This is a genomic window from Parapusillimonas sp. JC17, assembly GCF_052180245.1.
In the GTDB taxonomy this organism is placed as follows: Bacteria; Pseudomonadota; Gammaproteobacteria; order Burkholderiales; family Burkholderiaceae_B; genus Parapusillimonas.
In genome coordinates, this window is record NZ_CP197474.1 from 2712390 (window position 1) to 2724170 (window position 11781).

An 11781-nucleotide genomic window follows, 5' to 3' on the forward strand; every position below is an offset into this window, starting at 1 on the left:
CGCCTCTCTGTTCTCGGTTTTTCTCTACTGGGCTCGCGAGCGTTCGCGAGGTCACTTCCTTTGCTGGCGCGGGTTTAGAGGCGGTCGGTTGTGGTCGGAGATTCCTGTAGCAGAGGCGACCGAGCACTATTGCGCGAACGGATTCTCCACTGTAGAATTCTTGTATGTCCTGCTCCGGTGGGCTGGGCCAATTGCGGCCCCGGTTGTGAGCGACCCAAAACGCAAAATGCCTAGTGGTGATACCCAAAGTGGATCTACCCAAGATCGGCATTGATCACATATATCCTTCGCCAGTGCAGGTCTTTTAGTCACGTGCATACGCCCGGTTTAATCGCTCAAACGGCACGCACACTTACGACTGAAAGAGGCTCATATGCGCCATGATGACGATTTTGACTACACCAAACAGGCTGCGGACCATCTTCGCGAGACCGGCGAACGTTTAGGCTTGTGTATTGGATCAGGGCACGCACACATGTTCGTCGCTGCTGCCTTGGGCTATGGCTCGCGCAAGGCCATGCAGGATGACCCCAACGGACCATGGTTTGGCAGTCAATGGCTTAGTCGAGAAGCTGAAAACGTTTCGAAGATCGAAGAAGCAATAAAGAGAATGAATAAAGCGCCTGTCCGAGAGGATCAGGCACCTATGGTTGCCGAGATAGTCCGGGCAGGACTGACACCAGCCTGCCGCGACTGCGGCGAACACAGTTCGCAAAGTTGGCCTCTTGGATATGTTGAGGCTGGTGATAATGCTGACTGGGTCTGCCCGCGCTGCTCGTCTGATGACGCACAGTATGGGCACTGTCGCTGCTGCGGGGACGATGTTCTCTACTTGCTTGATGAGTTGGACGACCAGGGACTTTGCTCTGAACATCGCGGCGAGTTTGATCTCAGCCCCGAAGAAGAGGAAGACTGGGATAGTTACATTGAGAACATTCAGAAAGATGGCTAATAGACTGCCAAAAATCTGACGACGAGCCAATAGGCCCCTCCTGGTAGGGGCCTATTCGTTACCAAGGTGGCAGTGATGATTCACCGTGCTGGATCGGCAAAGATCGTCGCACCGGCAACTATCTGTGCAGATGTACTTGGTGTGTTTTGGCTTTTCAGGGATTGAGTACCCGCATCTGGTCGCCCCAGCCGTTGGGCCAGGGGCGGCGCATCACCCTCTCCAACACCGCGTCGGGCGAACCCGCCAACCGCTCCACGACCTCCGGTGCCAGGAGAGTCATCCGCATTACCCGGCGCACCTGCGTCACGTCCATACCTTCGGCCTCCGCGATCTCGGCCATCGACGCAGCCCGCTGCTCGTCCAAGAGGCGTTGCCAGTGGTGCGCCAGTCCGAGTGCCCGCATCAAAGCTGTGTCCTGCGCAGCCGACCGGGCGTCCCGCTCCCGCGTGGCCTCGGACAGAAATTCCTGCGGCGCGTCCAGGGGATGAAGGTTTCCAACTGCACACCGCCCGCAGGTAGTGGGGTCTGATACGTCACCGGGTCGCCCTTGATGTGGCCGCGATGTTTTTTACTCATGCGCCCTCCTCCTCGAAACTGGCCATCAGTGCGTGTTGTGCCTGCCAATCGACCATCAGGCGGTTTCGCTGGAACCACATCAGCGTCAACCGACGCGGCTGCTTGCCTGCCATGAACTGTTCAATGATATCAGGCGCCAGCATGGTCGCTGCGTAGGGCCGTGTGCCCCCCATCCTGCAGCGTGACCTGACTGGGTCAAGGCCGGGTTGTCATGCAGGCAGTTTGGCTGCAAGCAGTTCGACCTTCTCGATATTGGGCGGAGAACTGAGCAAGGTCGCGGCGTTGGCCATCAAGGCCGCGGCGATCTGGCCGTTCAGATGTGCTTGGCGACCTGCCTCATCGGCAAAGGCATCGAACACACCGAACGTCGAAGGGCCAAACTTCAATGCGAACCAGGCAGTGGTGCCGGACTCGGCGTTGGCGAGCGGCAGTGCGCTGGCCAGGAAGTCGGCAAGCGCAGCCTCCTGGCCGGGTTTGGCTTCGAGACGAACAAACAGGGCGAGCTTGGTCATACTGTAATCCTTTGGGTAAATGGGTTAGGTGAAGGGCTCGACGAGACTGCAGTCTAAGTCTTCATGACAGCCATCTCTATAGGCAATAATGACAACTTTGATATCATTGTTGCCATGAAACTCCACATCCTTGTTTGTGATGGCGTGTTTGATCTGGGGCTTGCGGCGCTCACTGACACAGTGGGCTTGGCCAATGCGATGTCGGGCTCGCTGCCACAGGCTCCCGCGCACATAGAGCTCACTCTGGTGGGCGTGCGGCGTCGCATCCGAACTGCGCAAGGCTTGACGGTCCCCGTGGTCACTGCGCGTGGTGTGCCGGAACCAGACGTCGTGCTCGTGCCCGCGTTTGGTGACAAGATGCCTGACACGCTCTCGGCTCGGCTCACACGCCCCGACGTGCCCGATGCGGTCACCGCGCTACAGCAGTGGTCCACCGCTGGCGCGCACCTTGGTGCCGCCTGCTCCGGTAGTTTCTTGCTTGCAGAGAGTGGCCTGCTTGATGGGCATCGTGCAACGACGTCATGGTGGCTGGGGCCGATGTTTCGGCAGCGGTATCCGAACGTCACGCTGGACGAGTCACGCATGATCGTGAACTCGACACGCTTCACTACCGCGGGTGCCGCTTTGGCCCACGTCGACTTGGCCTTGCGCATCATCCGGGGGCGCAGTCCGGCGCTGGCGGCCCTAGTGGCACGCTATCTGCTGGTCGAGGCACGCAGTTCGCAAGCCGAGTTCGTAATTCCCGACCACCTTGCGCATGCCGACCCGATGGTGGAGCGCTTCGAGTGCTGGGCCAGACGTCGGCTCGCGAAGGGGTTCTCGCTGGCCGAGGCGGCCAGCGCCGCGGGCACAAGCGAGCGCACCTTGGCGCGGCGGCTGCAAAGCGTTTTGGGCAAGACACCGCTGTCGTATTTCCAGGACCTGCGCGTGGAGCATGCCGTCCATCTCTTGCGCACCGGAAACGCGAGCGTCGACCAAGTCGCCGCACAGGTCGGGTACTCGGATGGGGTGACCCTGCGGGCCCTGTTGCGCCGCAAGCTGGGCCGGGGTGTCAGGGAGTTGCGACGCGGTGGATGACCAGAGGCGTTTGGCGTATGTACGGCTGGAGACTGCCAGGAAACTGACGCAGGCCAAACGGCGCATTTGGACAAACTGACAAAACTACTGCCCGCCACGGCGCGCAAGCTCCAGTTTGACCCCGGACAAAGTTTTGCTGGCAATGTCGTGGTTGAGCAAATCAATACCTTGATTGAGCAACGCTGTGCCCTGACGATTCGGCGGCTCACCGACCCCGCCGCCAACAATGACGCAGCCGCCGAGCCCACCGTTTGAACTACCGTGCGGACACGGGTTCGAGGGTTTGGGAATTGAACCGACATCCCATCGCAGACGAGTTTGATGCCCGTTTCCGGCGCTATGTCGGCGAGTCAACCAGCGGGACTGGGTAAGTGCCGCGACGGAGCTAAGGCGCTGGGTCTATGGTGGCGGCAAAGTGCTGCCGGGACTCTTCGCGCGACGAGAGGCTGAAATTTCCTTACTGGACACCAAAGTGTAGGGCATCGAGTTTCTGCGACGCAAATACTTCATGCATCCCATCGTTATTCTTTGCCGATCCCCAGAAGTCCTCAGCTCCAGATCAGTCGCCAGGTTGCAACTCCACGCGCACTTCCCGTGGCTTACCGGCCCGCTCAACCGACAAGACGACAACATCTCCTACCTTTCGGTCGTCAAGCCGTGCGAGCAGTTTGGCGACATCGTCGACGGGAGCGCCGTCTATGCCTGTGATGCGGTCTCCCGGCACGATGCCTTCGGGGCCAACGGTGATACCGCTCAGCCCCGCCTTTTGCGCCGCTGAGCCAGGGGCGACGCGGAGCACAAACACGCCTTGGGTGCCGGTCAGCGCCTGCAATCGGCGGTTGAGCTGCTCGTCTACCTCGATCCCAAGCGCCGGGCGGATGTATTTGCCGGTCTTGATGAGTTGTGGCACCACACGCATGACCGTGTCCACCGGCACGGCGAAGCCGATCCCAGCCGATGCGCCGGAAGGGCTGTAGATCGCTGTGTTAATGCCGATCAGGCGGCCGGCCGAATCGAGCAACGGCCCACCCGAGTTGCCGGGGTTGATGGCGGCATCGGTTTGAATCAGGTGTTCGATGGTCACTCCGCCAGATTCCCCGGGTAGCGATCGATCGAGCGCGGACACGATGCCGTTGGTGAGTGTCCAATCCAGGCCGAAGGGGTTGCCGATGGCGAACACCTTTTGTCCCACCTTGAGGTCTGCGCTGGTGCCGACCGGAACGGCGGGCGGGCGCTGGAAGCCAACGCCGATTTTGAGCACCGCGATATCGTGGGCCGGACTCACGCCGACCAGCGCGGCTTGGTAATCGCGGCCGTCGGCCAGTTTGACCGTGGCCTCCGACGCCCCCTGGATCACATGAAAGTTGGTAACGACGTGACCGGCGTCATCCCAGATGAAACCCGAACCCGTCCCGCGCGGCACGGAAAAGACGTTGCGCGTCCAGGCATCGCGCACCAGTTGGGACGTCGTGATGTAGACCACCGATGCTCGGGATTTCTCGAACAGTTCGATGGTGGCCTTTTCATCAGCGGCCAGATCGCCACGCGGCGTGACGGTGCGCTCGGCGGCTTCGCGCGGACTGAACCAGGCCTCGATGGCGGGCAGGATCTGCCAGAACAGCATGAGTGCGGCAACGCACGCGGTGATGAAGAGCCACCGCCGGACGAATTGATCCGGAGCTGGGCGTTGTGGGTAAGGATCGGGGTAAGCCATGACGGGGGTTCCTTTCGAGTGACTTAACGCCAAAGGCCGCTCAGGCCCCGGCGTGGTGGGCGCATCGGGGCGAACGACCTTGGCACGAGATATTCCGTTTGGAACGGCAGAGTCAGCGATGACTGAGGCGCCAACGCCATCAGGCGCGCGATACGATCCTCTGTCGTCGGATGCGTGCGCAACCAGGACGGTTCGGGATTGCCCCAACCGGGCAACATCCAGGCGCGCCACGAGCGGCTCACCCGCTCGATCTTCGCCAGCGCCGAGGCGAGCCCGTGCGGATCTCCCGTCAGCTCTACGGCCATCCGGTCGGCATCGAACTCTCGCACGCGTGACAGGCCCAACTGCGCGAGCAGTGCCAGTTGCGGCGAAGCGGCCAACAGCAGCAAGCCAAGCCAGTTAATTTCTACGGCACCGGCCAACAGCGCCGGCATACTGATCAGGAGCGTAATCTGACCCAGCAATGCCAGCAGGCTCGTGAGCCGGCTGATCGAATCAGCCAGGCCCATGACACGCAGATCGTCTTGAGCGATGTGTGCGACCTCATGCGCCAGCACGGCTTGCAGTTCCCGGATACTCAGGCTGCGCAGCAGGCCATCAGTGAGGGCAATGGAGGCGTGGCGTCGCGAACCAGTAGCAAAAGCGTTGACGATGCCGCTGGGCACATAGTGGGGAACCGGCGTATTCGGCAATCCGGCGCGCGCGGCCAACTCCCGCAACAGCGACCAGATTGCGGGGGCTTCCTGGTAATGCAAGAGACGGGCGCCATAGAGGCGCAAGGTCATCGCGGAGGCAGCGACAGGTTCGATCAGCAGGGTCAATGCGCAGGTTGCCAGCGCCAGCCAAAGGCCGTTGTCGCCGAACAGCAGACTGCCAGCGGCAGCCGCGATCCCCACCAGGGTCAAAATCAGCAGCACGGTTTGAAAGCGATTGAGCCAGCGGTGCCTCGACCTGGCATCGTGTCGGCCGGCTAGACCAGAAAGGGTCATGGTCCAATTACTCGCTCTTCCGGTCGTCGCGTTCTCGCATGAGCCAATAAGTCAGCCCCAAGGCCAGTATCGTCCCCGCCAGGGCGGCCACTTTGGCAGGATCAACGTCGGGTTCTAGGATGATGAACTTGCGGGCCAGTGCCAGGACCGCGATCAGAATGACGGTCTTGACCTGGATGATGCTTTCCTTACGCTGAGCCACTTTGACGATCGAATGCTTGAATTCCATCGCGATCAGCAGCGTCATGGTGGCACCGAATACCAGCTGGAAAACCTTATGATCCAGTGGATTCAGTGCATCCATGACGAGCAGCGTGAAGACGAGCCGAATCAACTGAATCAGCGAAATCACAATGACCATCGACATGACGCCCGACAGCGTGATGGCAACAACCAGCTCGAAGCGCTCGTAAACCGTCATCAACCGCCACTGGGAGCGCATCTTGTCAAGGGCCGTGTGGCCAGATTCTTTATGCATAAGCGTTGCTCTCTCTTTCAATGAAACGTTAATGGAACGGGGAGTCCGAGAAGACGACTCGATTACACCTGGATTGCCGAGGCAATTGCGAAGCCACCCAGCGCATAATGTCCTGCGCGCCCGTGGCGCCGCCGATGGGTGGATCAGCCTCCTGCACGTCAACCCTTCGTCCCATGCATGGCATCAATCCGGCTTCTGGTCCGGCGGCAGCAATCCCAGCAGATCCGCCTGCAAATGTTGCAACTTGTCGATGCCAGCCCTCAATGCCTCGACACGGCCGGCATTTTTCATTTCACTCAGGGTGTGAGCTAAATGCTGGATGCTCTGATGCAGGACATCGACCTGATCATTGGGATCCTTGCCGAAGAACGTAGGGCGACCACTTTGATCCCGCCAGTATTGGAGTGCTTCGGGTTGAGGCGGCACTTGGGTCTTACCTGACAGATAGTCGATCATCTGGGAAATCCAGACCCGGTGGTCGGCGTATGTGAACGGCACGGGCAGCGCGGAGCGACTGTCAGGTTTGAATCCCTTCCAGGATAAGGGTACCTGCCAGGTGTGTAGCCATTGCTCGAATTCATGCGCCGGCATCGGATGCCCGATGGCATAACCCTGGCCCCACTCGCATCCCATACGCAGCAGCATTTCACCATGCTTAATGGATTCGACTCCCTCCGCGATGCAGTTCCTGCCAAACGACCTTGCCAGTGCCAGTAGCGCATCCAGGATGGCGATATCGTCCGGATCCTCGAGCATGTCGCGTATAAAACCTTGGTCGATCTTGAGCAGGTGCGCGGGCAGGCGCTTCAGATAGGTCAGCGATGAATAGCCGCTGCCGAAATCGTCGAGGGCAAAACGCAATCCCATCCTCTCGCACAGCGCCATCAACTGAGACACTTGAACGAAGTCCTCCACGGCGCTGGTTTCGAGGATTTCCAGTTCAAGGTCTTGCGGCTGGGCGCCGGGATGTCGTGACAACATACCCCGTAGATGCATGATGAAGTCCGGTTGCAGCAAGTGCCGCGCACCGATATTCACGCTGATCGGGACATAAAGGCCGGCCTTGCGCCAAACTTCGATCTGGGTCAGCGCAGCCTCGATGGTCCATTTCCCCACGTCAATCCCGAGCGGATGATTCTCAATGAGGGGTATGAAGGTGGCAGGAGATAACAAGCCACGCGTCGGATGTTGCCAGCGGATCAAGGCTTCGGCGCCCAGCACCTCACCGGTGCGCATGTTGACCTTAGGTTGGAAATAAAGCAGAAACTGCCCATTGGCAAGTGCATTCTCTATGCTGTCCAATCCTTCGTGACGGGTGCGCAGCGTACGATCCTTCTCCGTATCGAAAACGTGATATCGATTCTTGCCGGCTTGCTTGGCACGATACATAGCCTGATCTGCCTGCCGCAGCAGTTGGTCGGCGTCGATATCTTCGCCTTGCGGGTAGTAGCTCACACCGATACTCGCGCTCACCTCGCACAGTGCGTCACCAATCGGTACGGGCTGTGCAGCCACCTCGATCAGGCGATCGAGAATCGGTACGCTGACGGAAATATCCGGCAGGTCGAGCAGAATAGCGACAAACTCATCACCACCAAGACGGGCCAAGGTATCGTCTTCGCGCAACACCTGCGTCATACGCCTGGACAGGACGGACAGCAACTTGTCGCCGACTGCGTGGCCGTGCTGGTCGTTGACCTTCTTGAATCCATCCAGATCGATGAAGACAACCGCCAGGCGCATGCCACGCCGACGTGTCTGACGAATGGCCTGCTTAAGGCGGTCTCCAAGCAATAGTCGATTGGGCAAGCCGGTGAGCAGGTCGTAATGAGCAACGCGTTCAAGCTGTTGCTGGTTCTCCTTCAGCGGTGTGATGTCGGAAAACATGGCTGCGTAATGCTCGATATTGCCCCGCATATCCGGGACTGCACTGATCGTCAGCAGCGCGGCAAACTGACTGCCGTTCTTGCGTCGGCACCAGAGCTCTCCGTGCCAATAGTCGTGCTCACGCAGAGCCTGCCAAACGGTCTGATAGAACTCATCGTCATAGCGATCGGACTCGAGCAGACGAGGTGTCTGACCCATTACTTCCTCCCGCGCATGACCAGTGATCACGGAAAACGCCCGATTGACGTTGACAATGTGGCCTTGAGCGTCGGTAACGAGGATGCCCTCTCCTGCGTGCTCAAAAACTTTAGCCGCAAGGCGAAGCTCTTCCGCGGATCTTCTGCGTGAGGTGACATCATGGATATAGCCGTGCCAGAGGATGCTCCCATCAGGCATGGCTTCAGGCGACGCCTCGCCTTCGACCCAGATCACCCGACCGTCTGGAAACTGCACTCGGTACTCGTCATGCCAAAGCGCGAGTGACTGCCCCGACGCCTGTATGGTTTCATGCACACGGTCGCGGTCTTCAGGATGGAGCGCAGCGAACGCAGGAGTGGCATCTTCAACAACATCCTCCGGTGCAACCCCGTATATTTCCTGTATCCTCGCGCTGGCATAAGGGAAGTGCGAGCTGCCGTCCGGACGAAGACGGTATTGGTAAAGCATACCGGGAATGTGGCTGGCCAACTCTTCTCGCTGTCGGCGCATAGAGTTCAGCGCCTGCTCGACCCTCTTGAGATCGGTGATGTCCTCTACCGTCCCGTCTGCCGCTCTGGGCCGACCAGAGGCGTCGCCCTTGAATGTTGCCCGCAGGTGTATCCAGCGAACCTGCCCTCCGCTGACGATGCGATACCGCAGATCAAGGGACTTTCCGCACATGGCAGCATCCCATGCCCTCTCGAAGAGGGGGCGGTCTTCAGGGTGAACGCACTGCAGGAATCGCTCGAAGGCTATTGGCGCACCAACATCCAGGCCGAGCACGCGGCAGGCTTCATCGGAGCAGGTGAAGAGTTGCGAGCCAAGATCGAGATGCCAACTGCCAAAATGGGCATTCTGGTTAATCTGGCCACAGTGTCGGGCTGAGATTTGAGGAGTCTCGTTCAAAGGTGACGCTCCTTATGGGTGAAACAGAGGTTCCAAAATTTCTGCAACTGGGAACGCATTTCGTCAAAGATTGTGTGGTTGGGGTCGCTATGCATCGCGGCTACGCACTTTCTTCAAGGATCGAACAACTGATAAGCAGGGTGGTTCGCGCCGGGTCATTGCGACAAGCGGGATGTCACCCAGCGCATAATGTCCTGCGCGCCCATGGCGCCCGCCTGACGCCCAATCTCCCGCCCACCTTGGAACAGGGCCAGCGTCGGAATGCTGCGGATACCGAACTGCGCGGCCAGGTGGGGCTCTGCCTCGGTGTTCACCTTCGCCAGCCTGATCCTGGGTTCGAGCTGGCGCGCCGCTTGCTGAAACTGCGGTGCCATCATCTTGCAAGGCCCACACCACGGCGCCCAGAAATCGACTAGCAAAGGAAGATCGCTGCGCTCCACGTGGCGCCCGAATGTCGCCGTGGTCAACTCGATGGGCTCGCCCGTGTACAAGGGCTGCTGGCAGCGGCCACAGTTAGGTTGATCCGCGAGCTTGGCGGCCGGCACACGATTGATGGACTGGCAATGCGGGCAGACGATGTGAAGGTGTTCGCTCATGGTGTGGCCCCTTGGGATGTAGAGAGTGAGGTTCCGGACTGGGGGGGCGCCGACTCGCGGGATTCGGACCTCAGCCCCTGGGTCAGCTGACGGATGTCGTTTTCGTCCAGGGTTTCCCGCGCCAGCAGTTCGCGCGCGCAGCGCTCCAGCACCGCGCGGTTGGTATCGAGAATCCGGTAGGCGCGCTCGAACACGCCCATCACGATGTCGCGGATCGCCTGATCGATGCGCGCCTGGGTGGATTCCGCCACCCGGCAACCACCCTGCGCCAGCTCGGGGACGTCGAGAAAACGCGGCCTCTGTGCCTCAAAAGCAACGTACCCCAAGCCCTCATCCATGCCGAAGCGCGTAATCATGTCGCGGGCGATGTCGGTGGCCCGCGCGAGATCGTCTGAAGCCCCTGTGGACAGCTCGCCAAACACGAGCTTCTCAGCCGCGCGCCCTCCCAGGAGCACGGCGAACTTGTGCTCCAGGACGGCACGTGTCATCAGAAATCGGTCTTCGGTGGGCCGCTGCAGGGTGTAGCCGAGTGCACCGATGCCACGCGGAACGATTGAAATCTTGTGTACCGGATCGGTGCCGGGCAGCGCCAGCGCCACCAGCGCATGCCCCATCTCGTGATAGGCCACGGTTTCCCGCTCCTTCGGATTGAGCACACGGTTCTTCCTTTCCAGGCCGGCCACGATGCGCTCGATGGCGGCGGTGAAGTCTTGCAGTTCCACAGCCTGCGCCTTGCGCCGCGTCGCGTTCAGCGCTGCTTCGTTCACGAGATTGGCCAGATCAGCGCCGGAAAAGCCGGTGGTCAGCGCCGCCACCTGTTCCAGATCTACACCGTGGGCCAGGGTGATCTTCTTGACATGGACCTTCAGGATATCCAGGCGACCTTTCTTGTCGGGACGGTCCACCAGCACCTGACGGTCGAAGCGACCGGCGCGAAGCAAGGCCTGATCGAGGATCTCCGGCCGGTTGGTGGCTGCCAAGATGATGAGCCCCACCGAACTGTCGAAGCCGTCCATCTCGGTGAGCAGCTGGTTGAGGGTCTGTTCGCGCTCGTCGTGGCCGCCGATGGGCCCGCCGGCGCCGCGCGCGCGGCCCAGTGCATCGAGTTCGTCGATGAAGATGATGGCCGGCGCCTGCCCGCGGGCCTGCTCGAACAGGTCGCGCACGCGCGCCGCCCCCACGCCGACGAACATCTCGACGAACTCCGAGCCGGAGATGGAGAAGAACGGCACCCCGGCCTCGCCCGCGACGGCCTTGGCCAGCAGGGTCTTGCCCGTGCCGGGCGGGCCCACCAGCAACACACCTTTCGGGATGCGCGCGCCGAGACGACCGTAGTCCTGCGGGTTCTTCAGAAAATCGACGATCTCGACCAGCTCGGCCTTGGCTTCATCCACACCCGCCACATCGGCAAAGGTGACGCCGGTGTTCTTCTCCATGAACACCTTGGCGCGGCTCTTGCCGATGCTCAGGAAGCCGCCCATGCCCTGCTTCTCGGCAAATCGGCGGAAGAGGAAGAACCAGACGCCAAAGAACGCCACTGCCGGCAAAATCCATGACAGCAGATCGCGCAGCCAGGTGCTTTCCACGACCCGTGCATAGGGAACTTCGTATTTGGACAGGCGCTCAGCCAAATCAGGCTCGACCCGAGTCGCAACGATGGTGGTCTTGACACGGGCTTCCGGCGATTTCAGACGCCCGGTCACGGTACGGTCCGACACCAGCACCTCGGCGACGCGGCCTTCGGCCAAAGCCTTCTCGAATTCGCTGTACGGCACCGGCTCGACGGTCTGCGCCGCTTGCCAGTAGTTCTGGAGCATCAACAGCATCAGGCCGGCAACGATCCAGTAGCCGACGTTCCATTGATCTTTCTTTTCCATGGGCAATGTCCCTCGCAAG

Annotated in this window: 11 protein-coding genes and 2 pseudogenes; 4 read left to right on the top strand and 9 right to left on the bottom strand. The window is 60.4% G+C overall.

The features are described from left to right. Positions 1 to 373 precede the first annotated feature (373 nt). Complete coding sequence (locus ACSBPU_RS13130; RefSeq protein ID WP_442592539.1) at positions 374 to 952, top strand: hypothetical protein; 579 nt, start codon at positions 374 to 376, stop codon at positions 950 to 952. Between the two features lie 154 nt (positions 953 to 1106). Here the strand turns inward: ACSBPU_RS13130 and ACSBPU_RS13135 are convergent. The 3 genes and pseudogenes from ACSBPU_RS13135 to ACSBPU_RS13145 form a co-directional block, all read right to left on the bottom strand. Then, positions 1107 to 1528 (bottom strand): annotated as a pseudogene (locus tag ACSBPU_RS13135) (hypothetical protein). Beyond that, positions 1525 to 1671, bottom strand: coding sequence for a hypothetical protein (locus tag ACSBPU_RS13140; RefSeq protein ID WP_442592540.1), 147 nt, complete (start codon positions 1669 to 1671; stop codon positions 1525 to 1527). Before ACSBPU_RS13140 ends, ACSBPU_RS13135 begins: the two are co-directional and overlap by 4 nt. Before the next feature lie 66 nt (positions 1672 to 1737). After that, positions 1738 to 2040, bottom strand: coding sequence for a putative quinol monooxygenase (locus ACSBPU_RS13145; RefSeq protein WP_007182542.1), 303 nt, complete (start codon positions 2038 to 2040; stop codon positions 1738 to 1740). Between the two features lie 63 nt (positions 2041 to 2103). Here ACSBPU_RS13145 and ACSBPU_RS13150 point away from each other — a divergent pair, with 63 nt between their 5' ends. From ACSBPU_RS13150 to ACSBPU_RS13160, 3 genes and pseudogenes are all read left to right on the top strand, one after another. Then, the gene (locus tag ACSBPU_RS13150) at positions 2104 to 3117 is read left to right on the top strand and encodes a GlxA family transcriptional regulator (protein WP_033471737.1); all 1014 of its coding nucleotides are present in this window, start codon (positions 2104 to 2106) and stop codon (positions 3115 to 3117) included. A 66-nt stretch (positions 3118 to 3183) separates the two neighbouring features. Beyond that, the gene (locus tag ACSBPU_RS13155) at positions 3184 to 3372 is read left to right on the top strand and encodes a hypothetical protein (RefSeq protein ID WP_442592541.1); all 189 of its coding nucleotides are present in this window, start codon (positions 3184 to 3186) and stop codon (positions 3370 to 3372) included. A gap of 82 nt (positions 3373 to 3454) precedes the next feature. After that, positions 3455 to 3595: pseudogene (locus tag ACSBPU_RS13160) on the top strand (glycoside hydrolase family protein); the annotation flags it as partial. 81 nt (positions 3596 to 3676) lie between these two features. On the opposite strand, the gene ACSBPU_RS13165 reads toward ACSBPU_RS13160, so the two are convergent. The 6 genes from ACSBPU_RS13165 to ftsH all read right to left on the bottom strand — a co-directional run bounded on the left by ACSBPU_RS13165 (position 3677) and on the right by ftsH (position 11762). Next, on the bottom strand, positions 3677 to 4831 hold the full coding sequence (locus ACSBPU_RS13165) for a S1C family serine protease (protein ID WP_442598345.1): 1155 nt from the start codon (positions 4829 to 4831) through the stop codon (positions 3677 to 3679). Between the two features lie 23 nt (positions 4832 to 4854). Continuing rightward, positions 4855 to 5820, bottom strand: a complete 966-nt coding sequence (locus ACSBPU_RS13170; RefSeq protein WP_442592542.1) for a zinc metalloprotease HtpX — start codon at positions 5818 to 5820, stop codon at positions 4855 to 4857. Between the two features lie 7 nt (positions 5821 to 5827). Further along, on the bottom strand, positions 5828 to 6298 hold the full coding sequence (locus tag ACSBPU_RS13175; protein ID WP_442592543.1) for a phosphate-starvation-inducible PsiE family protein: 471 nt from the start codon (positions 6296 to 6298) through the stop codon (positions 5828 to 5830). 183 nt (positions 6299 to 6481) lie between these two features. Next, complete coding sequence (locus ACSBPU_RS13180; protein WP_442592544.1) at positions 6482 to 9289, bottom strand: sensor domain-containing protein; 2808 nt, start codon at positions 9287 to 9289, stop codon at positions 6482 to 6484. 155 nt (positions 9290 to 9444) lie between these two features. After that, a complete protein-coding gene (gene trxC / locus ACSBPU_RS13185) occupies positions 9445 to 9885 on the bottom strand; it encodes a thioredoxin TrxC (RefSeq protein ID WP_442592545.1) in 441 nt (146 codons plus the stop codon). Beyond that, entirely contained in the window at positions 9882 to 11762 is a 1881-nt protein-coding gene (ftsH, locus tag ACSBPU_RS13190) for an ATP-dependent zinc metalloprotease FtsH (protein WP_442592546.1), read from the bottom strand. Before ftsH ends, trxC begins: the two co-directional genes overlap by 4 nt. Positions 11763 to 11781 lie beyond the last annotated feature (19 nt).

Excerpts from the sequence above, each read along its gene's own strand:
- ACSBPU_RS13130 (WP_442592539.1), top strand. The coding sequence starts at position 374 with ATGCGCCATGATGACGATTTTGACTACACCAAACAGGCTGCGGACCAT.
- ACSBPU_RS13140 (WP_442592540.1), bottom strand. The coding sequence starts at position 1,671 with ATGCTGGCGCCTGATATCATTGAACAGTTCATGGCAGGCAAGCAGCCG.
- ACSBPU_RS13145 (WP_007182542.1), bottom strand. The coding sequence starts at position 2,040 with ATGACCAAGCTCGCCCTGTTTGTTCGTCTCGAAGCCAAACCCGGCCAG.
- ACSBPU_RS13150 (WP_033471737.1), top strand. The coding sequence starts at position 2,104 with ATGACAGCCATCTCTATAGGCAATAATGACAACTTTGATATCATTGTT.
- ACSBPU_RS13165 (WP_442598345.1), bottom strand. The coding sequence starts at position 4,831 with ATGGCTTACCCCGATCCTTACCCACAACGCCCAGCTCCGGATCAATTC.
- ACSBPU_RS13170 (WP_442592542.1), bottom strand. The coding sequence starts at position 5,820 with ATGACCCTTTCTGGTCTAGCCGGCCGACACGATGCCAGGTCGAGGCAC.
- ACSBPU_RS13175 (WP_442592543.1), bottom strand. The coding sequence starts at position 6,298 with ATGCATAAAGAATCTGGCCACACGGCCCTTGACAAGATGCGCTCCCAG.
- trxC (WP_442592545.1), bottom strand. The coding sequence starts at position 9,885 with ATGAGCGAACACCTTCACATCGTCTGCCCGCATTGCCAGTCCATCAAT.
- ftsH (WP_442592546.1), bottom strand. The coding sequence starts at position 11,762 with ATGGAAAAGAAAGATCAATGGAACGTCGGCTACTGGATCGTTGCCGGC.